The organism is Polynucleobacter sp. P1-05-14, from assembly GCF_018881675.1.
Classification (GTDB): domain Bacteria; phylum Pseudomonadota; class Gammaproteobacteria; order Burkholderiales; family Burkholderiaceae; genus Polynucleobacter.
In genome coordinates this window covers 163408-189331 of the sequence record NZ_JACVPV010000007.1, presented here as the reverse complement: position 1 = coordinate 189331, position 25924 = coordinate 163408, and the positions used below count along the sequence as shown (strand labels likewise).

25 protein-coding genes and 1 other RNA gene are annotated in these 25924 nt (G+C 46.7%); 16 read left to right on the top strand and 10 right to left on the bottom strand.

Annotated features, from left to right (window positions below):
• Positions 1 to 35: 35 nt before the first annotated feature.
• From glyQ to ICN37_RS05735, 4 genes are read left to right on the top strand one after another with little or no spacing between them, the layout of a single operon-like run.
• Positions 36 to 926, top strand: a complete 891-nt coding sequence (glyQ, locus tag ICN37_RS05750; protein WP_216155469.1) for a glycine--tRNA ligase subunit alpha — start codon at positions 36 to 38, stop codon at positions 924 to 926.
• Between the two features lie 27 nt (positions 927 to 953).
• The gene (glyS, locus tag ICN37_RS05745; RefSeq protein ID WP_216155467.1) at positions 954 to 3092 is read left to right on the top strand and encodes a glycine--tRNA ligase subunit beta; all 2139 of its coding nucleotides are present in this window, start codon (positions 954 to 956) and stop codon (positions 3090 to 3092) included.
• Positions 3089 to 3661: a D-glycero-beta-D-manno-heptose 1,7-bisphosphate 7-phosphatase gene (gene gmhB / locus ICN37_RS05740; RefSeq protein WP_072582741.1), complete on the top strand. Its 573-nt coding sequence runs from the start codon at positions 3089 to 3091 to the stop codon at positions 3659 to 3661. The genes glyS and gmhB overlap by 4 nt, the downstream gene beginning before the upstream one ends.
• A 7-nt stretch (positions 3662 to 3668) precedes the next feature.
• Entirely contained in the window at positions 3669 to 4403 is a 735-nt protein-coding gene (locus ICN37_RS05735) for a 1-acyl-sn-glycerol-3-phosphate acyltransferase (protein ID WP_216155465.1), read from the top strand.
• A 48-nt stretch (positions 4404 to 4451) separates the two neighbouring features.
• On the opposite strand, the gene rsmA is transcribed toward ICN37_RS05735, so the two are convergent.
• The 4 genes from rsmA to ICN37_RS05715 are packed head-to-tail and all read right to left on the bottom strand — an operon-like array spanning position 4452 to position 10190.
• Positions 4452 to 5228 carry a 16S rRNA (adenine(1518)-N(6)/adenine(1519)-N(6))-dimethyltransferase RsmA gene (gene rsmA / locus ICN37_RS05730; RefSeq protein WP_216155463.1) on the bottom strand — a complete coding sequence of 259 codons (777 nt, stop codon included), beginning with the start codon at positions 5226 to 5228 and terminating at the stop codon, positions 4452 to 4454.
• 3 nt (positions 5229 to 5231) lie between these two features.
• Positions 5232 to 6239, bottom strand: a complete 1008-nt coding sequence (gene pdxA, locus ICN37_RS05725) for a 4-hydroxythreonine-4-phosphate dehydrogenase PdxA (protein WP_216155461.1) — start codon at positions 6237 to 6239, stop codon at positions 5232 to 5234.
• Positions 6214 to 7659 (bottom strand): peptidylprolyl isomerase, encoded by a 1446-nt coding sequence (locus tag ICN37_RS05720; protein ID WP_255538470.1) that lies wholly within the window; start codon positions 7657 to 7659, stop codon positions 6214 to 6216. Before ICN37_RS05720 ends, pdxA begins: the two co-directional genes overlap by 26 nt.
• A gap of 8 nt (positions 7660 to 7667) precedes the next feature.
• The gene (locus ICN37_RS05715; protein ID WP_216155458.1) at positions 7668 to 10190 is read right to left on the bottom strand and encodes an LPS-assembly protein LptD; all 2523 of its coding nucleotides are present in this window, start codon (positions 10188 to 10190) and stop codon (positions 7668 to 7670) included.
• 33 nt (positions 10191 to 10223) lie between these two features.
• Between ICN37_RS05715 and ICN37_RS05710 the strand changes: the two genes are divergently transcribed.
• From ICN37_RS05710 to ruvB, 10 genes are all read left to right on the top strand, one after another.
• Positions 10224 to 11225, top strand: a complete 1002-nt coding sequence (locus ICN37_RS05710; RefSeq protein ID WP_216155456.1) for an aminoglycoside phosphotransferase family protein — start codon at positions 10224 to 10226, stop codon at positions 11223 to 11225.
• A gap of 10 nt (positions 11226 to 11235) precedes the next feature.
• On the top strand, positions 11236 to 11952 hold the full coding sequence (murU, locus tag ICN37_RS05705; RefSeq protein ID WP_072582734.1) for an N-acetylmuramate alpha-1-phosphate uridylyltransferase MurU: 717 nt from the start codon (positions 11236 to 11238) through the stop codon (positions 11950 to 11952).
• Entirely contained in the window at positions 11945 to 13312 is a 1368-nt protein-coding gene (gene pepP, locus ICN37_RS05700; protein WP_370623818.1) for a Xaa-Pro aminopeptidase, read from the top strand. Before murU ends, pepP begins: the two co-directional genes overlap by 8 nt.
• A gap of 16 nt (positions 13313 to 13328) precedes the next feature.
• The gene (locus ICN37_RS05695) at positions 13329 to 14486 is read left to right on the top strand and encodes an FAD-dependent monooxygenase (RefSeq protein WP_216155452.1); all 1158 of its coding nucleotides are present in this window, start codon (positions 13329 to 13331) and stop codon (positions 14484 to 14486) included.
• Positions 14487 to 14614: 128 nt separating this feature from the next.
• Positions 14615 to 15631 carry a tRNA dihydrouridine synthase DusB gene (gene dusB / locus ICN37_RS05690; RefSeq protein WP_072582733.1) on the top strand — a complete coding sequence of 339 codons (1017 nt, stop codon included), beginning with the start codon at positions 14615 to 14617 and terminating at the stop codon, positions 15629 to 15631.
• Positions 15632 to 15688: 57 nt separating this feature from the next.
• Complete coding sequence (locus tag ICN37_RS05685) at positions 15689 to 15928, top strand: helix-turn-helix domain-containing protein (RefSeq protein WP_072582732.1); 240 nt, start codon at positions 15689 to 15691, stop codon at positions 15926 to 15928.
• 52 nt (positions 15929 to 15980) lie between these two features.
• Positions 15981 to 17561, top strand: coding sequence for a bifunctional phosphoribosylaminoimidazolecarboxamide formyltransferase/IMP cyclohydrolase (gene purH, locus ICN37_RS05680; protein ID WP_216155449.1), 1581 nt, complete (start codon positions 15981 to 15983; stop codon positions 17559 to 17561).
• Positions 17562 to 17586: 25 nt separating this feature from the next.
• Positions 17587 to 18105, top strand: coding sequence for a crossover junction endodeoxyribonuclease RuvC (ruvC, locus tag ICN37_RS05675; protein ID WP_215321040.1), 519 nt, complete (start codon positions 17587 to 17589; stop codon positions 18103 to 18105).
• Between the two features lie 29 nt (positions 18106 to 18134).
• Positions 18135 to 18716 (top strand): Holliday junction branch migration protein RuvA, encoded by a 582-nt coding sequence (gene ruvA / locus ICN37_RS05670; protein ID WP_216155447.1) that lies wholly within the window; start codon positions 18135 to 18137, stop codon positions 18714 to 18716.
• Between the two features lie 26 nt (positions 18717 to 18742).
• A complete protein-coding gene (gene ruvB, locus ICN37_RS05665) occupies positions 18743 to 19813 on the top strand; it encodes a Holliday junction branch migration DNA helicase RuvB (RefSeq protein WP_216155445.1) in 1071 nt (356 codons plus the stop codon).
• Here ruvB and tyrS read toward each other — a convergent pair.
• On the bottom strand, positions 19810 to 21042 hold the full coding sequence (tyrS, locus tag ICN37_RS05660; RefSeq protein ID WP_216155580.1) for a tyrosine--tRNA ligase: 1233 nt from the start codon (positions 21040 to 21042) through the stop codon (positions 19810 to 19812). The two genes, ruvB and tyrS, sit on opposite strands and share 4 nt — an antisense overlap.
• A gap of 76 nt (positions 21043 to 21118) precedes the next feature.
• Between tyrS and ICN37_RS05655 the strand changes: the two genes are divergently transcribed.
• Positions 21119 to 22246 carry an anhydro-N-acetylmuramic acid kinase gene (locus ICN37_RS05655; RefSeq protein WP_216155443.1) on the top strand — a complete coding sequence of 376 codons (1128 nt, stop codon included), beginning with the start codon at positions 21119 to 21121 and terminating at the stop codon, positions 22244 to 22246.
• 27 nt (positions 22247 to 22273) lie between these two features.
• On the opposite strand, the gene erpA is transcribed toward ICN37_RS05655, so the two are convergent.
• The 4 genes from erpA to rplM all read right to left on the bottom strand — a co-directional run bounded on the left by erpA (position 22274) and on the right by rplM (position 24735).
• Entirely contained in the window at positions 22274 to 22648 is a 375-nt protein-coding gene (gene erpA, locus ICN37_RS05650; protein WP_068319574.1) for an iron-sulfur cluster insertion protein ErpA, read from the bottom strand.
• Between the two features lie 68 nt (positions 22649 to 22716).
• The gene (gene argC / locus ICN37_RS05645) at positions 22717 to 23775 is read right to left on the bottom strand and encodes an N-acetyl-gamma-glutamyl-phosphate reductase (protein WP_215322359.1); all 1059 of its coding nucleotides are present in this window, start codon (positions 23773 to 23775) and stop codon (positions 22717 to 22719) included.
• Positions 23776 to 23895: 120 nt separating this feature from the next.
• On the bottom strand, positions 23896 to 24297 hold the full coding sequence (rpsI, locus tag ICN37_RS05640; RefSeq protein WP_072582726.1) for a 30S ribosomal protein S9: 402 nt from the start codon (positions 24295 to 24297) through the stop codon (positions 23896 to 23898).
• Between the two features lie 9 nt (positions 24298 to 24306).
• Complete coding sequence (gene rplM / locus ICN37_RS05635; RefSeq protein ID WP_072582725.1) at positions 24307 to 24735, bottom strand: 50S ribosomal protein L13; 429 nt, start codon at positions 24733 to 24735, stop codon at positions 24307 to 24309.
• 409 nt (positions 24736 to 25144) lie between these two features.
• Here rplM and ICN37_RS05630 point away from each other — a divergent pair, with 409 nt between their 5' ends.
• Positions 25145 to 25567, top strand: a complete 423-nt coding sequence (locus tag ICN37_RS05630; RefSeq protein ID WP_215358648.1) for an OsmC family protein — start codon at positions 25145 to 25147, stop codon at positions 25565 to 25567.
• Here ICN37_RS05630 and rnpB read toward each other — a convergent pair.
• Positions 25568 to 25874, bottom strand: an RNA gene (gene rnpB / locus ICN37_RS05625) — RNase P RNA component class A.
• Between the last annotated feature and the right edge of the window lie 50 nt (positions 25875 to 25924).

The following is a 25924-nucleotide window of genomic DNA, read 5'->3' as shown; positions in this document are numbered from 1 at the left end:
AGCCATGTAAAATCAAAGGCTTAGCCAGGTTAATCATGCTTACTTTTCAGCAAATCATTCTCAAACTTCAAGATTATTGGGACCAACAAGCTTGTGCCCTATTGCAACCTATCGACCTCGAGGTTGGTGCCGGTACATCCCATACCGCAACCTTCTTACGCGCCATTGGTCCTGAGCCTTGGAAAGCAGCTTACGTTCAGCCATCCCGCCGACCTAAAGATGGTCGCTATGGTGAAAATCCAAATCGCTTACAACACTACTATCAATATCAAGTAGTCCTCAAGCCAGCACCTGAAAATATTCTCGATCTTTACCTAGGATCTCTTGCCGCTTTAGGCTTAGACCTTAAAGAGAATGATGTTCGTTTTGTAGAGGACGATTGGGAAAACCCAACACTGGGTGCATGGGGTCTTGGCTGGGAAGTTTGGCTCAATGGCATGGAGGTGACGCAGTTCACTTACTTCCAACAAGTAGGTGGCTTAGATTGCAAGCCTGTTCTTGGTGAGATTACCTACGGTATTGAGCGTTTGGCAATGTATATCCAAAACTGCTCTAACGTCTACGACTTAGTATGGGCCGACGGCATCTCTTATGGGGATGTATATCACCAGAATGAAGTGGAGCAATCTTGCTACAACTTTGAACACTCCAATACTGATTTACTCTTTGCCAACTTCACAAACTATGAAAGTGAAGCAAAGCGTTTGATGGAAGTTCCACTGGCACTACCTGCTTACGAGATGGTACTTAAAGCAGCGCACACATTTAATTTGCTGGATGCGCGTGGCGCTATCTCGGTGACTGAGCGTGCAGCCTACATAGGCCGCATTCGTAATCTTTCTCGGGCAGTGGCGCAGGCCTACTTTGAGTCTAGAGAAAAACTGGGCTTCCCAATGTGTCAACGTCAAGCTAAAGCTCAGGCTTAAGCGCATCGAGATTTTTGTATTCCACTTATGAGCACATCTAATTCAAATCCTCAATCAGCGACTTTATTGATCGAGGTATTTACCGAAGAACTGCCACCTAAGACTCTGCGTCGCTTAGGTGATGCATTTAGCGAAGGCATCTTTGCAGCACTCAAAACAGCTGGTCTTGCATCCGAATCATCCAAGATGACCGGCTTTGCAACCCCGCGTCGTTTAGCCGTACAAGTCACTAAGGTTCTTGATCAAGCGCCTGACTACCCTGTGCGGGAAAAATTATTACCTACTAGCATTGCATTTGACGCTGAAGGTAAAGCAACCCCACCACTACTCAAAAAATTGGGTGCTCTAGGGTATGGGGATATTGATCTTGCGACTTTAGAAAAAGCGGGTGAAGGTAAGAATGAAGCCCTGTACCTTAATGTCATTGCTAAAGGTGCTGCTCTTGAGCAAACGGCGCAGGCTGCGCTTGAACAAACATTAAGCAAGCTGCCCATTGCAAAAATGATGCACTACCAAGTGCTACAAAAGGATGGTCGATTGGCCGACGTGCAATTTGCTCGTCCTGCCCACCGCATCATTGCACTACATGGTGCTACTACTTTAAACATCAGTGCTCTAGGTATTGATGCAGCCAATCAAACTGAAGGCCATCGTTTTTTAGCTCCTGGCCTCATCACCATTACGAATGCAGACCAATACGAGATCGAGCTCCAGTCCAAAGCCAAGATTATTGCTAGCTTTAATCAGCGTCGGGCGCAAATTGAAGCTGCCCTATTAAAAGCGGCTGGCGAGGATCTGGTATTAATGCCGGATAGCCTTCTAGATGAAGTAACAGCCCTTGTTGAGTGGCCGGCCATCTACGAATGCCATTTTGATCAAGAGTTCTTAGAGGTACCTCAAGAATGCTTGATTTTGACCATGCAAACCAATCAAAAGTATTTTGCATTGACAGACAAACAAGGCAAATTACGTAATCGTTTCTTGATTGCTTCTAATATTGAAACAAGTAAGCCAGACGCCATCATCTCAGGCAATGAGCGCGTTGTACGCCCACGCTTGTCCGATGCTCGCTTCTTCTTCCAGCAAGATCAAAAGCGCCCTTTGGCTTCTCGTGTGGCAGATCTTGGCAAGGTGGTTTATCACAACCAGTTAGGCAATCAGCTAGATCGCACAAAGCGCGTTCAAGGGTTAGCTGTAGGTATCGCCAAAAGACTGGGTGCCGATGAAAAGCTCGCTTCACGTGCTGCAGAAATTGCTAAGACAGACTTACTAACTGATATGGTTGGCGAGTTCCCAGAGTTGCAAGGCATTATGGGGCGTTATTACGCTACCCATGATGGCGAGCATGCTGATGTTGCTAGTGCTTGCAGCGAACACTATATGCCGCGCTTTGCAGGCGACACTCTGCCGCAAACCCAAACTGGCACGATCTTAGCTATTGCCGACAAATTAGAAACGCTGGTTGGCATTTGGGGTGTTGGGCTTGCCCCTATTGGCGATAAAGACCCGTATGCCCTACGTCGTCATGCCTTAGGTATTTGCCGTTTGCTCTTAGAAAAGAATCTTTCGCTGAATTTGCCTGAATTAATCGAATTAGCTCGTGCGCAGTTTCCCCAGGCTGATGTGCAAGAAAAAGCAAAAGCTGCCGATATCTATGCGTTCATTATTGATCGCTTGCGCGCCTATTTGCGGGACCAATCAGTTGCTGGTAAAGCGTTTACTAGCGCAGAGATTGATGCTGTCCTGAGCCAAGACCCAGCACAAATTAATGACTTGATCGAGCGATTGACTGCCCTGCGTGAATTTAATGCTCTAGCAGAAGCGGCTCAATTAGCTGCCGCCAATAAGCGCATCAGCAATATTCTGAAGAAAACCACTACCGCTATTCCTGCAGCGTGTTCAGCCAAATTACTGCAAATTCCAGCAGAGGCAACACTACACAAAGCATTGGAAGCGGTGACTCCTGCACTCAATGCTGCTTATGAAAAACGTCAATTTGTTGAACTCTTAAGAGCGCTAGTCGCCTTGAGCGGACCAATTGATCAATTCTTTGCAGATGTGATGGTCATGGATCCTAATCCTGAGCTACGAGATAATCGCCTCGCTCTCCTGCAACAACTTCACCAGAAAATGAATCTCGTTGCCGATCTCGGCAAATTAGCATGAGCTCCAGCTCTTCTAAATTAGTCATTCTTGATCGAGATGGCGTGATCAATGAAGATCGCGATGATTATGTGAAGTCAGTAGATCAATGGATTCCCCTTCGAGGAAGCTTAGAGGCGATAGCCTTACTCAATCAAGCGGGCTATCAAATTGCTTTAGCAACCAATCAGTCAGGTCTTTCCAGAGGCTACTTCACAATTAATGATTTACATGCCATGCATAGCAAAATGGAGACTTTGCTAAAGCCATTAGGCGGTCATATCGACAGCATCTTCTTTTGCCCTCATCAAGATTCACATCAATGTGATTGCCGTAAACCGGCACCAGGCATGATGAAAGAAATTGCATTGCGCTATAAGAGGACGGATAGCACCAAACCACTGACAGGCGTTCCTATAGTGGGGGATTCTTTACGGGATCTTCAAGCTGGAGTAGCCTTAGGAGCTTCACCTCACCTAGTGCTCACAGGTAAGGGTGAAAAAACGCTTACAAAAGGTAACCTACCTGAAGGCACACAAATTCATGCTGATCTACTGGCTTTTGCAAATGCACTTTTAGAAAATAAGGCTTAGACCCATCGTGAAATTGATTCGCTCCATCCTCTTTGCCTTATTTTTAGTTATCTTTACACCCATCTGGTCAGTGCTATGCATGCTGGCCTTTCCATTCCTAAGTCCAGAAAACCGTTACACATTTATTGGGCTCTGGAACAAAATCGTTATCGCCCTATTAAAGCCATTGTGCGGCATTCATTATGAAATTCGCGGTATGGAAAACATGCGGGCTGTACTTAATGAGCGGGTCATCATCTTAAGTAAGCACCAGTCAGCTTACGAAACTATTGCGTACATCGCACTACTGCCAAAACAACTTTGCTTTGTCTTTAAGCGCGAACTACTTTGGATCCCATTTTTTGGTTGGGCACTCGCTTTACTAAAGATGATCCACATTAATCGTTCTAATAAGCAGACAGCAGCCCATTCTGTAGCGACTCAAGGTCGTAAACGCTTAAGTGAAGGCAAATGGATCATGCTCTTTCCAGAAGGCACTAGAACTCCTATTGGATCAACGAAGCCTTACCGCAAAGGTGGGGCACGCCTTGCGAATGCTACAGATGCACTAGTGATTCCGATTGCACACAACGCTGGTCGTTGCTGGCCGAAAAATAGCTTTGTCAAGGAACCGGGCACAGTCATCTTTTCAATTGGTCCAGCAATTAGCTCAACCAATAAATCAGCAGAAGAGCTCCAACGGGAAGTAGAAGGCTGGATTGAAGCTGAAATGCGCGTGATTGACCCCAGCGCTTATAAATAATTCACTAGAAGGCAGTAATTCAGTGCTGAGTCAGGACTGAATATTGATTTATGAGGCTAGAACTTTAGCCCACTCGATATAGCGGTCAACGGAAATATCCTGGGCTCTCGCCTTAAGCTCTATCTCCGTCAAACTCAATCTGCCTGAAAAAGCACTCAAATTAGTCCGCAACATTTTTCTTCTTTGGGAGAAGGCGGCGGCAACTACTTTTTCCAATGAATTCCATTGAGCATCCGTCAACGTGAAGTCCCTTCTTGGGATCATTCGCACGACAGCTGAGTTCACCTTAGGCTGAGGATCAAAAGCCTCAGGAGGAACCTCCAGCACTAGCTCCATGTCGTAACGGGCTTGCAGCATGACCGACAGACGACTGAAATCAGAGCTTCCCGCCTTCGCAACCATTCTTTCCACCACCTCTGCTTGCAACATAAATACCTGCTCATCAATTGAGGCTGCCGCAGAAACCAAATGAAATAGCAGAGGTGATGAAATGTTGTATGGCAGATTGCCAACCACTTTACATAAGCCTTGCTTGGTCGATCTATTCTGAGCCCATGTCAAAAAGTCAAACTTGAGCGCATCACCCTCAATCACTGAGAGGCCTTTGAGATTTTTCTCATTCCAAAAAGCTACCAAATCACGGTCAATCTCCAAAAGGTCTAGGTGATCAAGATTACTCAACAAAGGGAGTGTTAGCGCACCTAGGCCAGGACCAATCTCAATGACATGCATATCCGCACTAGGATTGATAAGCGCAACAATAGAATAAATAATTCCGTTGTCCTGCAAAAAGTTTTGGCCAAATCGTTTGCGAGCGCGATGCATAGATTAGTCTTGCTTTCGTTTATTCAGAGCTAACTTATATGCGAAGCGCAAAGCCTCAAGCATGCTCCCCGAGTCAGCCAGCCCTTTGCCAGCAATATCCAAAGCGGTTCCGTGATCTACGGAAGTTCGAATAATAGGTAATCCTAAAGTGACATTCACGCCATTACCAAAGGTCACAAACTTGAAGGGTGCGAGTCCTTGATCGTGGTACATCGCAATAAATGCATCTACTTGAGCAACAGATTCTGGATCAAACATGGTATCGCCGGGATAAGGACCAGAAACATGGATTCCCATCTTCTTAGCCGCTTCAATAGCCGGAGAGATGATTTCAATTTCTTCTCGGCCCAAATAACCAGACTCTCCTGCATGTGGATTTAAACCCGCCATCCGAATGATGGGCTTAGCGATTCCGAATTTCTGCTGTAAATCTTGATTAACGACTTGAATCGTTTCCAATATCAAGTCATAACTCAGTGCTTGCGGAACATTCTTTAAGGGAAGATGAGTTGTGACTAGAGCAACACGTAAATCTCTGGGTGTCTTGAGCCCTAAAAAACCGATGGGCAACGGCGCACATAACATCATCACCACATGAGAAACCTTGCAGCGCTGTGCTAGGTATTCCGTATGCCCTGTAAATGGCGTACCAGCCTCATTAATAATGCTTTTTTGAAGAGGCGCAGTCACCACGGCATCAAATCGCCCTTCCAGACAACCATCAATCGCCTGATCTAAAAGATTCACCACATATTGAGCGTTTTGCGAATTTAAGCTCCCCAAAACAACAGGGGCTCCGAGGGGGACGGATTGGATTTGTAATCGACTAGATAGGTCTGAACCAAGGCCCCCAGGTATTCTCAGTAACTTATCGTTACCTAATAAAGTGATGTGAGCATCTGCATGTGAACGTAGAAACTCAAGCGAGGCAGCTAAAGAAACTTCAGACCCAACACCGGCTGGTTCACCGGTAGTTACAACGAGATTAACGAGGTGCGCTACTTGCTTCATCTTCCACGTTCAGAATTTTTACAGTTGCGTTATCACGCAGCTCACGCATCCACTCTTGATAAGCTTGATCAAACTTTCTCTCACGAATTGCTGCTCGCGCAAATTGACGTTGCTTCTCGACAGTGAGCTGACCTTCGCGACGCTCTAATACCTGAATTAAGTGCCAACCAAACTCTGTTTTTACAGGGTTACTAACCTCGCCAATTTGCAGACGATTCATGGCCTGCTCAAATTCGGGAACCAAATCCCCAGGACTCATCCAACCTAGCTCACCGCCATTTGGCGCAGATCCATCTTCAGAATACTTCTTTGCAAGTTCCGCAAAGTCTGCAGTCTTTGCTCGCACCTGATCACGATAACCCTGCAAGCGCCTCTCTGCATCTTGATCACTTAAGCCAGCACGACTACGCAATAAAATATGACGGGAGAGAGTTTGTGTAATAGGAATATTTTGCGGAGTAGGTGAGCCAGCATCAGGTGCTGCAGCCTGCTGCGGAGGCGCACTTGCTCCTGCTGCACGGCGATCCAAAACTTTCAGTACATGGTATCCAGCAGGACTTTTCACAACCGTGTTAGCAACCTGTCCACCACCAGTATTGCGAATTGCTTCATAAAATAATTGTGGCAAACGATCAGGAGTGCGATAGCCTAATTCTTGAAACTTAATCTTTGGATTATCTTTTGCAGCCATTGCGCCTAGCTGTAGGAAGTCAACATCCCCACGAGCATCTTTCAACAGAGCATCTGCCTTCTTCTTTGCTTCAGCTTGAGTACCAGCCCCAGCTGCAGGATCAACAGGAATAAAAATTTGAGCTACGTCGATTTCTTCAGGCTCACCTTTGGCAGCAGGTGCGGACCTCTGAGCTCCAGCACTAGCGATTGCCCGCGTACGCTCAGCAATGAAGTTATCAATCTCAGCACCCGAGATTTTGAGCTTACCCTCTACTTCTCTTTCGCGATAACGGGTAATCATGACGTCATCCCGCAATAACTGCTTATAGCGCTCAAAGGTACTACCAGAGGCGGTTACTTTTACCTTGAACTCAGCAACTGATAACTTATTTTTTGCTGCAATATCGCCAATAATCTTGTCTAACTCTTTGTTGCTTACAGTAACGCCTTCTTGTTCGGCATTTTGTAATTGAATTTTTTCTAGGATAAGTCTATCCAGAATGGTTTTACGAACCGTACCATCCTCAGGCAATTTCACACCTTGTTTTTTAAGTGCAGCAATTCGGTCATCAATTTCTTTGCGAGTTACATAACCCGTGTTGACGACTGCAGCTACACCATCGATATTACGAATCTTGCTTTCGGCAATAGCATTCGCCTTTGCTGAATCCTGAGCAAGTGCAACATTCGCGAATAATCCAATGCCAATAAAAATGGCATGAACACTCATTTGTTTAAAACGTTTCATACAAAGCATTATTGATAGTTCTCGTATGTTGAGGGTGGTATAGGCTTAGAGGTAGGCATATATCCAGGAACATTTAGCTTCATGATATCAACTGGATTGCTTCCAGCGCTACCAAAGCCCCTAAATTCGACCTGAAAGAGCACCTGGGTGGTGGTTATTTGAGAAGTATTCAAGACTTGAGAGTAGGCGCCACGAAAAGTCCAGCAGTCCCTACTCCACTCCAAGGCCACTAAGGTGTTCAAAGTCTTGGTAGTCAAGGCATCGTATCCCCAGCGCCCTAAAACAGAAACCTCACGGGTAATAGGCCACTGCCCAGAAATATTGTATTGATCCGTCGTGGTGGCAGAGGGCACAAAAGGCTGATTGTTTTGGACAGATGCTTGCACTGGTGGCGACCACACATTACGGTATCCAAAATTCAAACTTCTGCCCGGAGTCGGACGCCAACTACCGCCCACGGTAGTTTGAACCAAACGATTGAGCTGCGTATTGTATTGACCAAATACATCTGCACTGAAATTACCAAGTAAGCGCACTGAACCAGAGCCCAAGGTATCGGAATAAGTAGTGGGATTCACAATCGTGCCATTCAAGCCAACCCGCTGCCCAGTGAACTGCTGCTTCTGTGCAAGAGTGACCGTGGCACGCTCTGCACCAGTGCTAGCTTCAATCATGCGGCTAGTTAAACCAAGCGTGGCTGCATTGTTATCTGCCACACGGTCATTACCAATAAAGGTATTTTCACTAAAGATCTGCGAAACACCGAAGCCCGCATCCGCAGTGTCAAACAAAGGTGTTTGTGATTGATTTTGATAAGGCGTGTAAACATAGAAAGCGCGGGGCTCCATAGTTAACAACATATCTCGGCCGTAAAAGCCCTTCAATTCAGCGGCATCTCTTTCAAATGCCAATCCAGAATCCAAACTGAATGTAGGGATGGTAAAGCCTTGTGCAACAGGCGCTCCACCAGTTGCAAAAGGAGTGGCGTTATACGTGTTTGATTGAAAGCTCATCTTTGGGGTGATGTAATAGCCTGGTGTTACCTGAGGCAAAGCCATCGCACCCTTAACGACCGTTCGATCGGCCTGACTGTAAACACCAGGCGCAGTAGCAGCTAAGTTGCCGCCAATGTTATATGAGAATCTTGTGTAATCTGTAGAGAACGTAGTTGCTGGTCCAGTAGGTAAAGTAACGTACTTACCGCTAGTATCAGCTACTGCAGGACTAAGGCGGTTGTTATAGGCAGCGGTAATATTTGGCAACACGTTGTAAGGGGCCTGAACTAAAGCGGTTGGGTCCGGCTGCAGAGTTTGAAACGTTAACGCTCTAGCTGACACTACCCAGTTACTTAAACTTCCCGTCAAGCCTTTAGTAGTACCGACTTCTTGACGAAACTGACTAGTAACTGCTCCAGCAATACTCTGTGAGAAGTCAGTGGGGTATAAATTATCTGAAACTCGCGCCATATTGGCGTAACCAGTCCAAGAGCCTGGGAGCGGTATTCCACCAGGCGCCACACCTCCGCTAAACACCTCTCTCTGCTGCCAGTCATAGCGCCAACGGCTGGTTCCCGTCTTATTGTCATGCGCGAGGTAGTCACCGCCTAGGGTGCCGCTGTCCTTACTGTCCAGAAAGCGGTAATTTGCACCCACCTGCAGGCCGCGCTCGCTCATGTAACGCGGAAGAATTAATAAGTCCCTATTGGGAGCTATGTTGACGTAATAAGGCTGAGTAATGTCAAAGCCATTATTGGAGTTGTATCCTGCCACCGGCGCCAAGATGCCCGAACGACGCTCATTGGAGGTGGGAGCGGTGAAGTAAGGAACGTATGCAATAGGAACATCAAAGAAGCGCATCACGCCATGCGTTCCAACCATTTCTTTTTGCTCATTATCAATTTCTAAAGTACTGACTGAAAAATACCAGTCCATATTTTGCGGCGTACATGTTGTGTAGGTCGCTTTATCAAAAACAAAAATATCTGAGTTTTCAATAGTGAGTTTTTTAGCCGTACCATTGCCGCGCGTATCTCGTAGCTCGTACGAAGGCGTTTCCATTTCGCCTTCACGCGCATCAACTTTAAATTGGGCAGTTGGCCCCTTGAAAGTCGTATTACCTTTGGTCAACTCAGCGTTACCTACGAGATCAGCAATGTCAGTATCAGGGTCATAAATAATTTCATCCGCTTTAATGACCCCGCCATTGCGTCGCATTTGTGCGCGGCCCTTCAACTTCATCTTGCGGTCTACAACGCCATCAATAGAATCACTTGAAGTAAAAGTAAGTGCCTTACTATCATCCAAGGGAACCCCGACTCGCAGCTGATCGTCCAACTTTAAAACAGTGACATTGCCACGATCAGGCAATAAAACCGTATTAGCATTAGCTTGTGCGTTTGGAGTTAAGGGAGCAGGCGCTTGAGCGCGTGCGCAGAGGGCAAATTGAAGCAATGCCACCCCCATCAAAACGCGCAGGGTTACATGCAAAAAAAGAGGGGCGCAATGGCCGGCGCGACGGCGATAATGACTCATAGATCCAGACCCGCCTTATTATACGAATCGACCATGACTGACTCACGCTTAAACACCCTCCGTAACTGGCTAAAAGCCCTAGAAGCTAGCTGGCAATTAGATCTCGACTCTTTGGTGCCAGCCTCGGCTGACGCCAGCTTTCGACGCTATTTCCGAATTGAGTCCAAAAACCCCAAATTTGGGACTTTGATCGTGATGGATGCCCCGCCCCAACATGAGCCTTTGGATGTCTTCATAAAGGTCGATTTATTACTCGCTGAGGCTGGTTTAAATGTACCAAAAATCCTAGAGCAAAATCTTGCTGAAGGCTTCTTGCTGTTAAATGATTTAGGCACAAAAACCTACTTAGCCGAACTCAATCATGAAACGGCTGACCATCTCTACAAAGATGCAACTCATGCCCTAGTACTCTTGCAGCTGGCAAGCAAACCAGGGGTTTTGCCAAACTATGATGAAGCGCTATTACAACGAGAATTAGATTTATTTCCAGAGTGGTATCTAAAGAAGCATCTCAATATCAATCTGAGCGAACAACAAACAGAGCAACTCAAAAAAGCTTTTGAGCTCATTATCGAAAATAATTTAGCGCAAGCTAAAGTGTATGTGCATCGTGATTACCATTCTCGTAACTTAATGGTGACCGAAAGAAATAACCCCGGAGTGATTGACTTTCAGGATGCAGTTTATGGTCCTATTACTTATGATGCTTCTTCACTGTGGCGCGATGCTTACGTTGCATGGCCAGAAGAACGTGTGATTGATTGGGTCATTAAATTTTGGGAAGAAGGTCGTAAAGCAGGATTACCAATGCCAGATGATTTTGGACAGCTCTATCGTGATTTTGAATGGATGGGATTACAGCGCCACCTTAAAGTCTTGGGCATTTTTGCAAGACTCCTTCATCGTGATGGTAAGGATGGCTACATCAAGGACATTCCACTCGTACTGGAATACGCGATTGCGACGGCGAACCGTTATATTGAACTAAAACCATTGGCCCGACTTTTGGAATCCACTCGCGTCAATCAAGCGTAATTCATCAGCCATGAGTCAGCTCAATTCCATACCTTGTTTTTTACTAGCAGCTGGTCGTGGTGAGCGCATGCGGCCCCTCACGGATAATTTACCCAAACCGTTACTTCGCATTCAGAATAAATCGCTGCTAGAGTGGCATTTAGAAGCCCTAGCGAAAGCAAAGATTCAAAACGTGGTGATTAACCATGCTTGGTTAGGTGAAAAAATTGAGGCAACCCTAGGTGATGGAGAGCAATTTGGTCTTCACATTCAATACTCCCCGGAAGGCAAGGCCCTCGAAACCGCTGGAGGTATTTGCAAGGCGCTCCCCATCATTGCGCCCGAAAACTACTTCTTGGTGATTAATGGGGACGTATTTAGCCCAAACCTACCAATTACCCAGCTTGTGGAAACAGCTGCCAAAATGCGCATGGATGAAAACAAGCCTTTGGCCCATTTATTAATGGTTCCCAACCCAGTCCAGCATCCTGAAGGAGATTTTTACCTCCAAGGTTCAGTAGTTGGAAATACCCAATCACTTGGAGCAGAAAAGCTCACCTTCTCTGGAATTGGGATTTATCACAAAGACCTCTTTAAGGACCTGGAATTCGGAGCTCCAGCCAAGCTCGCACCTCTATTGAGGACGGCAATGGAGCAAAATAAAGTGTCTGGTGAAAAATATCTCGGTCCATGGCACGATGTAGGCACACCACAACGCTTACAAGAGCTTAATGCAGCATATGAATAAAACGAATATTTATCAGCTTCGCAGAAACCAATTAGCAGAACAAATTTTTTCCAAGACTGGCGGAGGTATTGCCGTCATCTCAACTGCTCCTGAACTTGCTCGCAACCGTGACAGTGAATTTCCTTATCGTCACGACAGCGACTTTTATTACTTGACGGGTTTCGAAGAGCCAGGCGCAACACTGGTCATGAAGGTTGGCGGCAATGGAAAAAACTACCAACTGCAATCTCACTTATTTTGCAGACCCAAAGATCCTGAACGAGAAATTTGGGATGGCATTCGCCTTGGACCTGACGCAGCACCTGACGCTTTGGGTATTGACTATGCACACAGCAATCAAGAGTTAGACCAAAGACTGAGTGACTTATTAGCTGATCAAGATGCGGTATATATTCGCCTTGCTGAGAGCGCCGAAGCCGATAGACGCCTACGTCACTGGATGAAGCAGGTGCGCGGCCAAGCGCGTTCTGGAATCAATCCACCATCAGAATTTCATGATGTTGAGACACTGATTCATGAAATGCGTTTATTTAAAGATGCGCATGAAATTGATATCATGCGTCGTGCTGCAGCCATTTCTGCTCGTGCGCATATACGCGCCATGCAAATCTGTAAGCCCGGCATGCGTGAATATCAACTCGAAGCTGAAATACTGCATGAGTTCCGCAATAGTGGTGCACAAAGCGTTGCCTACAACAGCATAGTTGCCGGCGGTGCAAATTCTTGCATTCTTCACTATCGCGCCGACTCAACTGAATTACGTAGTGGCGAGCTTTGCTTAATTGATGCAGGCTGTGAACTTGATGGCTATGCCTCCGACATCACCAGGACTTTTCCAGTGAATGGAAAATTTACTGGGCCTCAACGCGCTCTATATGACATTACATTAGCTGCGCAAGAAGCTGCGATTGCGCTGACTAAACCTGGCAATACATTTATGCAGCCACATGAGGCAGCCCTAAAAGTCCTTACCCAAGGTTTGCTAGATGAAAAGCTTCTCAAACTGGCAGAGCTGGGCTCTTTAGAAAATGCCATTGAAACTGGCGCCTACCGTCGTTTCTATATGCACCGCACGTCGCACTGGCTGGGTATGGATGTCCACGATGTGGGCTCCTACCGTGAAGCTAGCCAAAATTCATCAAATGAAGAAAAGCCTTGGCGCATTCTCAAAAGCGGTATGGTCATTACAGTGGAACCAGGCCTCTATGTCAGACCTGCAGATGATATTGATCAGGCATTTTGGAATATTGGTATTCGCATTGAAGATGACGCCGTCATCAATGATTCTGGGTGTGAGTTGATTTCTCGAGGCGCGCCTGTCAATGCCGATGAAATCGAAGCGCTCATGAAGAATGCTTAAGGCCATCCCGATCAAAATGAATTCATCTAGTTGCGATATCTTGATTCAGGGCGGCGGTCCAGTTGGACTCGCTTGCGCGGCTTGGACATTGCAAAAATTTCCTGATGCAAAAATCCTTTTACTTGATCGCAATCCCGTCAACGACAATGATCTGGCAAATGCTGATAGTCGAGGTATAGCGCTATCTCATGGCAGCAAACTCTTGCTCGATACGATTAATGCATGGCCAAAAGAGTTTGCAGAAATTCATCAAGTACACGTTTCACAAGCTGGTCTCTTTGGCCGCGCACTGATGACGCGTGAAGAACTCAAGCAAGATGCGCTAGGGCACATTATTCGTTATCGCGATATTCATATGGCCCTGCGTCACGCCTTACGTGCCATTCAAGCAAAGAGCCCTAACTTTATTTGGGAGCACATCAACAAAGATGGCGAGGAAAATAGCATCCACGCAAAATGCGTTGTACATGCTGAAGGTGGTTTATTTAAGACCCAAGACTGGGTTGAATCTGGACGTGACTATGGTCAGTCAGCCTTAGTAGGCTTGGTTGAAGTAGAGAATGCAGAGCCCCATCAAGCTTGGGAGCGCTTTACTGCTGAAGGCCCTTTAGCAGTTTTGCCAAGTCACTACGGACATAATATTTTGAATCTGGTTTGGTGCGGCTCGCCAGAATCCTCGCGGCATCGTTTACAACTGAGTGACATAGACTTCTTAGCTGAACTACAAAAAGAATTTGGTTCACGTATTGGACAATTTCTGAAAATTCAAGATCGTCGCTTATATGAACTTGGCTTGAACTATCGCAAAGAGATTACTCATGACAATGCGGTTTGGATTGGCAATGCCGCTCAAACTTTGCACCCAGTAGCAGGCCAAGGTTTGAACTTAGGATTACGAGATGCCTTCTTACTGTCAGAAAAGTTAGTTGAGGTATTTTCTGGGGCCGCAGAGAAACAATCTCCAGCAGATGTCGAAAATGCACTCCAGAGTTATGCGCAAAGTCGCAAAGTAGATAGAAAAACCACAATTGGTCTTACAGACTTTATGGCTAGAGTATTTACATCTAATTTAGCTCCAGTTGTTGCAGCCCGTGGACTGGCTTTAAGCGCCCTGCAGTGGCTTCCACCAGTCAAGACAGCCTTAGCTCGCCAGATGATGTTTGGTAGGCGCTAAAGCCCTTAAATCACCCTCAAAATTTAAGCATTCTCCGTTTGATCTGTAATAAGCAATCTGCCTAAAAAATAGGCAGATTTGGGTCTGACTGTGCTAAAGTGTCATGCTTTCCGCACGCGCCCTTTTAGATGAATATTGGTCCTCACCTCCTCGCAAATAAGTTATTTGTGGCCCCGATGGCTGGGGTAACGGATCGCCCATTTAGACAGCTATGTAAGAAGTTGGGGGCCGGGTATGCAGTTTCTGAAATGGTCGCCTCAAATGCCTTGCTTTGGAAAAGTGAAAAAACGCAACGTCGCGCGAATCATGTTGGTGAATTCAAACCGATTGCCGTTCAAATTGCTGGCGCTGATCCAGCAATGATGGCGGCAGCGGCAAAAATCAACGTAGATCACGGCGCCCAGATTATCGATATCAATATGGGGTGTCCCGCAAAGAAAGTATGCAATGTTGCCGCTGGTTCCGCCCTATTGCGTGATGAGCCTTTGGTCCAGCAAATTCTAGAAGCAGTTGTGAATGCCGTTGGTATCGGACCAGATGCAGTACCAGTGACTTTGAAAATTCGTACGGGCTGGGATCGCGAACATAAGAATGCTATTGAGATAGCGCGTCTTGCAGAAAAATCCGGCATCTCCATGCTGACGGTCCATGGCCGTACGAGAGCAGACCTGTATCACGGTGAAGCAGAGTACGAAACGATTACCGCAGTCAAAAATAGTGTGCGCATTCCGGTTGTGGCTAATGGCGATATCACCAGCCCAGAAAAGGCGGAGCAAGTTTTAAAGCTCACTGGTGCCAATGCCATCATGATTGGACGAGCCGCTCAAGGCCGTCCTTGGATCTTCCGTGAAGTCAACCACTATCTTGAAACCGGCGGCAAGCTTCCGACCCCTGAGATCAATGAGATTCAGGGCATCATGAATGCACACCTCTTAGACCACTACGAGTTTTATGGTGAGCATATTGGCCTGCGTACTGCTCGTAAGCATATTGGCTGGTACTGCAAAGGGTTGCGTGACTCCCATGCCTTCCGCCAGCGTATGAATACTGCCGACGATTGCAAAACCCAACTGCAAATGGTCAATGATTATTTTGACGAAATGAAATCCCATTCTGACCGCTTGTTATTTTTGGAAGCGGCATAGCTTTAACTGAGTTTAGTTTCTTTATTTATTTTTTTGTTTTTGCATTGATAGATTGTTATGACCAATAAGCACCCGATTACCGAATGTATTGAAACCCAATTGCAGGGTTATCTGAATGACCTCAAAGGAACTGCACCAACTGATATCTATGACATGGTATTGGCTGTTGTTGAAAAACCAATGCTGGAATTAGTGATGCAGCATGCCAAGCAAAATCAATCACTGGCAGCGCAGTATCTGGGCATTAATCGCAACACCCTGCACAAGAAGTTGGTTGAACATCAACTTCTGAAGTAAGCGCAAACTTTACTAATAACAAAGCCATTTTTTAAATTAAGCTCCGAAAACCATGATCCGTACATCCCTACTCTCCGTCTCCGATAAAAATGGCATCGTGCCTTTTGCTAAAGCCCTCCACGAACAAGGCATTAAGCTCATTTCTACTGGCGGCACAGCAAAACTCTTGGCCGAAAACAATCTGCCTGTTGTCGAAGTTTCTTCTTTAACGAAATTTCCGGAGATGCTGGATGGTCGCGTTAAGACCCTCCACCCAATGGTGCATGGCGGCTTATTAGCTCGTAGAGATTTTCCAGAGCATATGGCAGCCCTGAAAGAGCATGGCATAGACACCATTGATATGCTCGTGATTAATCTTTACCCCTTCAATGAAACAGTCGCTAAGGAAAACTGCTCATTCGAAGATGCGGTCGAAAACATTGATATCGGTGGTCCAGCCATGTTGCGTGCCGCTGCAAAGAATCACCAAGATGTCACCGTGCTGATTTCACCTGAAGATTACGCTCCAGTCTTGGCTGAAATGAAGGCCAATAAGAATGTCGTTTCTTACAAAACCAACTTGGCTTTAGCGAAAAAAGTATTTGCACATACCGCGCAATACGATGGTGCGATTGCTAACTATCTCTCAGCATTAGGTGATGATCTTGATCACAAAGCCCGTTCTGCCTACCCAGAAACTTTGCACTTTGCCTTTGAAAAAGTACAAGAGATGCGTTATGGCGAGAATCCACACCAGTCTGCAGCGTTCTATAAAGATATTTACCCCGTCGATGGCGCATTAGCAAATTACAAGCAGTTGCAAGGGAAAGAACTTTCTTACAACAATATTGCCGATGCAGATTCTGCCTGGGAATGCGTTAAGAGCTTTACTGGCAATGCCGGTGGCGCTGCAGCTTGCGTCATCATCAAGCATGCCAACCCTTGTGGCGTAGCTGTTGGTGCTTCAGCCCTTGAAGCCTATCAAAAAGCCTTCAAAACCGATCCGAGCTCCGCCTTTGGCGGCATCATTGCCTTTAACGTGCCTTGCGATGGCACTGCAGCTGAAGCCATCTCCAAGCAATTCGTGGAAGTATTGATTGCGCCTAGCTTTAGTGATGAAGCTAAAGCGATCTTTGCTGCGAAACAAAATGTACGTCTTCTAGAAATTCCATTGGGTACTGCATTTAATACCTTTGATTTCAAACGTGTTGGCGGTGGTTTGCTGGTGCAATCTCCTGATGCTAAGAATGTTCTCGAAAGTGAAATGCGCGTTGTCAGTAAGCGTCTGCCAACCCCAAGCGAAATGCACGACATGATGTTTGCATGGCGCGTAGCCAAGTTTGTGAAATCCAATGCCATTGTGTATTGCGCTAATGGAATGACTCTTGGTATCGGTGCCGGTCAAATGAGCCGCGTAGACTCTGCGCGCATGGCTAGCATCAAGGCTGAGAACGCTGGCTTAAGCCTCAAAGGGTCTGCAGTAGCAAGCGATGCCTTCTTCCCGTTCCGTGATGGCTTAGATGTGGTTGTTAATGGTGGTGCCAGCTGCGCAATTCAGCCTGGTGGCAGCATGCGTGATGATGAAATCATTGCGGCAGCAAATGAGCATGGCATTGCCATGATCTTTACTGGCACCCGTCACTTCCGTCACTAAGAAAACAAGAAGTTATAAAAAACTCATGCGCTGGATTGGAATCGACCCAGGTTTGCGGACTACCGGCTTTGGAGTCATCGATGTCGATGGCCAAAAGCTGACTTACGTAGCCTCTGGGACGATTGAGAGTGGCGACCCAGCCAATGGTTTACCTGAGCGCTTAGGCGCCCTCTATGCCGGTGTCAAAGAAGTTTTAGAGACCTATCACCCAGAATCTGCCGCGATCGAAGAGGTTTTCTTAAACGTTAATCCCCGCTCTACGCTGATGTTGGGCCAAGCTCGGGGTGCAATCATTGCCGCCCTTGTTTCTGAAAAACTCCCTGTAGCTGAGTACAGCGCCTTAAGAGTCAAGCAGTCCATTGTTGGCAGTGGTAGAGCAGCCAAGCCTCAGGTCCAAGAAATGGTAAAGCGCCTCCTGAAACTCAATCGCGCCCCTGGTACTGACGCCTCTGATGCACTAGGTGTTGCCATTTGTGCTGCTCATCATGCACAAATACCAAAAGCAATTAGTGCTGCCTTGGCTCCCAAGAAACGTAGCAAGTAAAAATACACATCACAGGTTAAGATCTCTACATGATTGGTCGCATTCAAGGTACTCTCGTTTCGGTTCACCCTCCTCGCCTCTTGGTCGACTGCCAAGGGATTGGTTATGAGGTTGATGTGCCTATGAGCACGTTGTATCAATTGCCTCAGGCTGGTCAAAAAATCACTCTTCTAACGCACTTCCAAGTTCGCGAAGATGCGCAGCAACTTTTTGGTTTTGCAACTGAGGCTGAGCGTGAAGCATTTAGACAGCTGATCAAAATTAGTGGTGTTGGCTCCCGTACGGCACTAGCCGTTCTCTCAGGCATGAGTGTTAATGAACTGGCGCAAGCTATTGCGCTTCAGGAGGCTGGACGTCTCACACAAGTGCCTGGCATCGGCAAGAAAACCGCTGAACGTCTCTGCCTAGAACTCAAAGGTAAACTAGCTCCAGACTTAGGCATTACTGGCGACAAACCTCCGGCGATTGAAACTAGCAGCGAAGTATTGCAAGCGCTCTTGGCGCTAGGTTATTCAGAAAAAGAAGCACTGTTAGCACTTAAGCAAATTCCACCCGATACCAGTATTTCAGATGGCATCCGTATGGGATTGAAGTATCTATCTAAAGCCTAATAGCCAAACGGCACTAAACTCTCAGCATGGCAATACATACAGACGACCTCAGCTCCATTCCTGAAGATTTACCAGAAGGTAATGCCCGCATTGTGAGCGGTGCAGCAGGCAATACTGAAGCCGTCTTTGAAAGAGCCCTTCGCCCTAAACAACTCGATGAGTATGTTGGCCAAACTAAGGCCAGAGCACAATTAGAGATTTTCATCAGCGCTACGAGAGCGCGCCAAGAAGCCTTAGACCACGTTCTCTTGTTTGGGCCTCCTGGACTTGGTAAAACAACTCTTGCTCACATTATTGCGAGAGAGCTAGGTGTGAACTTACGTCAAACGAGTGGCCCTGTTCTAGACAGGCCGGGCGATCTTGCTGCCTTACTTACCAATTTAGAAGAAAACGATGTTCTCTTTATTGATGAGATTCATCGCTTATCTCCAGTTGTGGAAGAAATTCTGTATCCCGCACTAGAGGATTACAGCCTAGACATCATGATTGGCGAAGGTCCTGCAGCCCGTAGCGTGAAAATTGATCTCAAACCATTTACCTTGATCGGTGCAACTACTCGCGCCGGCATGCTAACTAACCCACTGCGTGATCGCTTTGGTATTGTGGCCAGACTCGAGTTCTACACGACTGAAGAGCTCACCAAAATCATTAATCGCTCAGCCAGCTTACTTAAGGCTGATATTGATCCAGAAGGGTCCGTTGAAATTGCAAAGCGTGCTCGTGGCACTCCTCGTATTGCCAACCGCCTATTACGCCGCGTTCGTGACTATGCAGAAGTAAAAGGCACTGGCACGATCACTAAAGCTATGGCAGATGCTGCACTGAAGATGCTGGACGTGGATCCAAGCGGCTTTGATGTGATGGACAGAAAACTCTTGGAAGCAATCTTGCACAAGTTTGATGGTGGCCCAGTAGGCATTGATAACTTGGCCGCAGCGATTGGTGAAGAACGCGACACCATTGAAGATGTTCTTGAACCCTATTTGATTCAACAGGGCTACCTACAAAGAACCTCGCGCGGCCGAGTAGCAACTCGCCAAGCCTATGAGCACTTTGGATTAACTCCGCCTAGCGGAAGTGCTAGCTTAGATATTTAAGCTAGCGTTACCTTCGCAAACTTTCGTTTGCCAACCTGCACTACGTAAGTTCCAGCTTCAACCTTTAGTTGCTTATCAGCAACGGTTACACCATCAATCTTTACGCCGTTTTGCTCAATATTGCGCATCCCTTCAGATGTCGATGGGGCAAGACCTGCGGTCTTCAAAAGATTAGCGATTGCCATAGGCGCACCAGAGAGGCTTACTTCTGGAATGTCCTCAGGCACGCCACCCTTAGCGCGGTGATTAAAGTCTTCTAAAGCTTTTTCTGCTGCGGCTTGCGAGTGGAAGCGTGCCACGATTTCTTGGGCGAGCAGTACTTTGCAATCTTTTGGGTTTCTGCCAGCAGCAACCTCTTGCTTCATCAAATCAATCTCAGCCATTGGACGGAATGACAGTAATGTGAAGTAGTCCCACATCAAATCATCCGAAATGCTCAAGAGCTTGCCAAACATATCGCCAGCAGGCTCGCTGATACCAATGTAATTGCCTTTAGACTTACTCATCTTCTCAACACCATCAAGACCAACGAGTAGTGGCATCGTCAAAATACATTGAGGCTCTTGGCCATACTCACGTTGGAGTTCACGACCAACTAGAAGATTGAACTTCTGGTCCGTACCACCAAGCTCTAAATCACTCTTCAGTGCAACGGAGTCATAGCCTTGCATGAGTGGATATAAAAACTCATGAATCGAAATAGGCACACCATTGCGATAGCGCTTCGTAAAGTCATCACGCTCGAGCATACGAGCAACAGTATGTTTAGCAGCCAACTGAATCATGCCGCGCGCGCCCAAAGGATCACACCACTCGCTGTTGTAACGCACTTCGGTTTTAGAAGGATCGAGCACCATACTCGCTTGACGATAGTAAGTCTCTGCATTGACTGCGATTTCTTCTGCGGTCAATGGAGGGCGGGTAGCGTTACGACCCGATGGATCACCAATCATGCTAGTGAAATCACCGATCAAGAAAATTACGGTATGACCTAAGTCTTGTAACTGGCGCAACTTGTTCAAAACAACGGTATGACCCAGATGAATATCAGGAGCCGTAGGATCTAAACCTAATTTAATCCTGAGTGGAGTCTTGGTAGCTTGGCTACGAGCCAGTTTCTGAACCCAGTCTGCCTCAACCAATAGCTCATCGCAGCCACGTTTGGTGACTTCGAGCGCCGCAAAGACTTCAGGGGTCAAAGGATATTTTTGTTCTGGTTTAGCCGTCATGCTGATTCGGATTGCTGATTCAGTTAAATTAGTAGTTAAATTGCTAAAGCATAATTGTCGCATTCCTGAGAGCTCCATGAACAAACCCCATTCCCTCTATATCGGCCTAATGTCTGGCACCAGCCTGGATGGGATAGATGCTGTTCTAGCGAAGATAGGGGCTAATGGGGAAGCTAGTGCGCTAGACGCCATTAGCGCCCCTTTCTCAGCGGAGCTCCGTAAGACCCTATCCGAGCTTCAAAGCCCTGGCCCAAATGAGCTTCACCGAGAAAAACAGGCAGGAAATGCTTTGGCCTTGGCTTATGCAGAAGCCGTTAGCCAGTTACTCAGAAAAGCAAATCTACAGCCTTCTGATATCGCTGCCATCGGCGCTCACGGTCAGACCATTCGCCACCAACCTCATCTAGGTGATATGGCTTATACACATCAAACACTCAACCCAGCCCTCTTGGCAGAAAAAACGGGTATTGATGTGATTGCGGATTTTAGAAGTCGGGATGTAGCTGCTGGCGGTCATGGAGCACCTTTGGTTCCAGCGTTTCATGCGCAACAGTTTGTAGAAGATCATAATTTAGCTATTCTCAATATTGGCGGCATCGCAAATCTCACATTACTTCCTAAGAATGGTGAAGTCACTGGCTTTGATTGCGGGCCAGGAAATATATTGATGGATGTCTGGATTCAAGAGCATCAAGGCAACGCATTTGATGAGAATGGCAACTGGGCGTTACAAGGAAAAGTTCATGAAGCACTACTTACAAAAATGTTGTCTGATTCTTTCTTTACAAAAGTTCCGCCCAAGAGTACTGGTAGAGACGACTTTCATCTTGCTTGGTTACAAGAAAAATTGAATGGTGAAAATCATCTTTGTGAAGATGTACAGGCCACTTTATTGCACCTCACTGCTCACTCAGCCCTCGAAGCTTTAGCCCGTCATGCCCCGCAAACCCAGAAGCTGATTGTCTGTGGAGGCGGCGCTAAAAATAATGCCTTGATGAATTTATTCAAAGTGAAGTCGCAGCATTTCTTCAAAAAGCCATTAGAAATTACTACGAGTGAATCCGCAGGAATTGATCCGCAACTTGTGGAAGGCCTTGCCTTTGCATGGCTTGCATGGGCCCACAAAGAAAAACGGCCAGCAAATTTGCCAGCCGTTACGGGAGCGAAGGGTCCTAGAATTCTAGGCGCTTGCTATCCTGCTTAATTAAATATTAATTAAGCTCGTTTTTATTTAAGCAGAGAAAGAAGATCCGCAGCCACAAGTAGTTTGGGCATTTGGGTTCTTAATCACAAACTGTGAGCCGTTGATATCTTCTTTGTAATCAATCTCAGCGCCAACTAAATATTGGAAGCTCATTGAATCTACCAACAAGGTAACGCCATTCTTTTCAAAGAGAGTATCGTCTTCATTCACAGCGTCATCAAATGTGAAGCCATACTGAAATCCTGAGCAACCGCCACCTTGAACGAATACGCGCAGCTTCAATTCTGGATTGCCTTCTTCAGCAATCAAGTCCGCCACTTTCGCAGCAGCGCTATCCGTGAACACCAATGGGGTTGGCGGCTCGGCTAAATCTTGTGCAGGTTGTGTAGCTAATTCGGTCATGATTTACTCCTAATTCAAAAGGCAATGTCTTATTTTAGGCTTTTAATGCCCAGTTTGCTGAAGGGTCATTATGGGGAAACGGCGATCTGGGTAAGACCCATGGTCTCTGGCAACCCAAACATCAAGTTCATACACTGCACGCCCTGCCCTGAAGCACCTTTCACCAAATTGTCTTCAACCACCAAAATAACTAAAGTGTCACCGCCGCCCGGACGATGGATCGCAATCCGAATACCGTTGCTACCCCGCACAGAACGCGTCTCTGGATGACTGCCTGCTGGCATGACATCGACAAATGGCTCATCCTTATAGAAGTTCTCATATAGCTTTTGGTAATCAACCTCTTTACCTGCGTCAGTCAAACGCACATACAAGGTCGAATGAATACCTCTAATCATGGGCGTTAAATGCGGCACAAAGGTCAAACCGATCTGATCATGGCCAGCAATGGCTTTTAAACCCTGCTCGATTTCCGGTAAATGGCGATGCCCCTTCACGCTATAAGCCTTGAAGTTATCACTTGCTTCAGACAATAGTGTGCCAATCTCTGCTTTCCGGCCAGCGCCAGAAGTACCCGACTTTGAATCAGAAATAATATGCGAGCCATCAATCAGGTGCTTGCCGCCAGTCGATTTAGGTGACAGCAAAGGCGCTAGACCTAGCTGCACCGATGTTGGATAGCAACCTGCCAAACCAACTACGCGAGCTTTCTTAATGGCCTCACGATTAATTTCCGCCAAACCATAAACCGCTTCAGCCAAAATTTCTGGGCAGGTGTGCTCCATGCCATACCACTTTGCAAATTCTTTGACATCCTTCAAACGAAAGTCTGCAGCAAGGTCCAAAATCTTCACATTGTTAGCGAGTAATTCTTTTGCTTGTGCCATCGCAACACCATGTGGAGTTGCAAAGAACACCACATCACATTCATTCAGCTTGGCTTCATCAGGTGTTGTAAATTTCAGAGCAACACGGCCACGCAAAGATGGAAACATCTCAGCCACTGGCATGCCAGCTTCTGTGCGAGAAGTAATTGCAGTGAGCTCTACCTCAGGATGCTGCGCCAATAAACGCAACAATTCCACTCCGGTATATCCAGTGCCGCCTACGATGCCAACTTTAATCATGCCATTCTCCAAAATACCGATCATGAGAAGTTTCTTTTAAAACTTCTGAATACCTCAATTGTAGAAACAAAAAGGGCCGCTTGCGCGACCCTTTCGATAAAACTTGAGCGACTGAAAGAATTAGCGCTTGCTGAACTGCTTACGACGACGCGCGCCATGCAGACCAACTTTTTTACGCTCAACTTCACGAGCATCGCGAGTCACCAAGCCTGCTTTAGACAGGGCTGGCTTCAAGGCGTTGTCGTAGTCGATCAATGCACGAGTAACACCGTGACGAACTGCACCAGCTTGGCCAGTTTCACCGCCACCAGAAACGTTTACTTTGATATCAAAGGTCGTTAAGTGGGCTGTGAGAGCCAAAGGCTGACGAGCGATCATGCGTGATGTTTCACGAGCAAAATAGGCATCGATAGGCTTACCATTAACAATGATTTCGCCTTTGCCAGATTTAATGAATACACGCGCCACAGAACTCTTGCGACGACCAGTACCGTAATTCCAATTTCCGTAATTAATAGCCATTTGGGTTCCTTAAATCTCTAACGCTTTAGGCTGTTGAGCCGTATGCGGATGATTAGCGTCGCCATAAACTTTCAATTTCTTGATCATGGCATAGCCTAGTGGGCCTTTTGGCAACATACCCTTCACAGCCTTCTCCAAAGCGCGACCTGGGAAACGGTCTTGCATCTTGTCGAAGTTAGTCGAGCTAATACCACCTGGGTATCCGCTGTGACGGTAATAAATTTTGTTCAAGCCTTTTGTGCCTGTGACACGGAGCTTAGATGAATTGATGACAACGATAAAATCGCCAGTATCAACGTGTGGGGTGTATTCAGGCTTGTGCTTGCCGCGTAGACGGAGTGCCACTTCACTGGCGACACGACCGAGGACTTTGTCCGTAGCGTCAATCACGAACCATTCATGCACTACCTCATGGGATTTTGCAGAAAAAGTTTTCATGATTTCTCAAATTGTTATGGTCAAAAAAATTACCCCAACCAAACTACGTCCACCTTGGCCCTGCTTATATTTGCAAGCTCGCAGATTCTGCAATTCAACTGGTACAACAAATTACCGCTGACCGGCTCGGTAATTCAGTAAAGCCTTGAATTGTAACCTAAAAAAAACCCAGGAACGAGTCCTGGGTTGGAATCCACCTATGTTTGGGTGGAGGAGACACTGGGAGGTAAGTCGCAGTCTTATACAAGACTGACTACCAATATGGTTATTGTATCCATATGCATGGTGCGATGCAAGAATATTGACCAAAATCAATATTTTTATGTTGCTATGCAGCAACTTTATTTCCCATAAAATAGGTAAACTATTGATAATATTGATTAATTTAGTAAGTTAGGGGTCACTAATAATGGAATGTCGAGTAAGTTGGTTGGGTAATGGCGGCATGGCTTTTTCTGCAGAAACCGGCAGCGGCCACCTGGTAAATATGGATGGTGCCCCTGAAGCAGGTGGCAAAAACCTCGCTCCAAGGCCAATGGAGCTGCTTTTAGCGGGTGCCGGCGGTTGCTCTGCATTTGATGTGGTTTTAATCCTACAAAGGGCCCGTCAGGCCATTAGTGGCTGTGAAGTAGTCCTCCAGGCTGAGCGAGCTACAGAAGACCCTAAAGTCTTCACTAAGATCAATTTGCACTTTACGGTCAAAGGAAAAGATTTGGATCAGGCAAAGGTAGATCGCGCAGTAAAGCTCTCACATGAAAAATATTGCTCAGCTACGACTATGTTGGCTAAAACTGCAGAACTGACTTACAGCGTCGAAATCATTGCGGAATAAGTGCAGAGTCAATCGATAAGCCGGATTCTGTCGCCTAGATTTGCATCTAGGGGCAATCATTCCTCTAGGCCGGCAGTTACCTGACGGCTCAAGCTCCCTACCCGCAGACTCAGCGGGACGCCTCATCGCCTGCTTACTTGGGATTGCTCCAGGTGGAGGTTACCGCGTTTCACCGTAACTAAATACGCTCGTCTCTGTGGCCCTATTCCTCACGTCGCCGTGGATGGCCGTTAGCCATCACCCTTCCCTATGGAGTCCGGACTTTCCTCCCCCTCAATAAAGAGGCGGCGATTGCCCAATTGACTCTGCGCCTGCAGTCTAACGCAGTCGGGCCAATTTGGCTAAGAAAGTAATGAT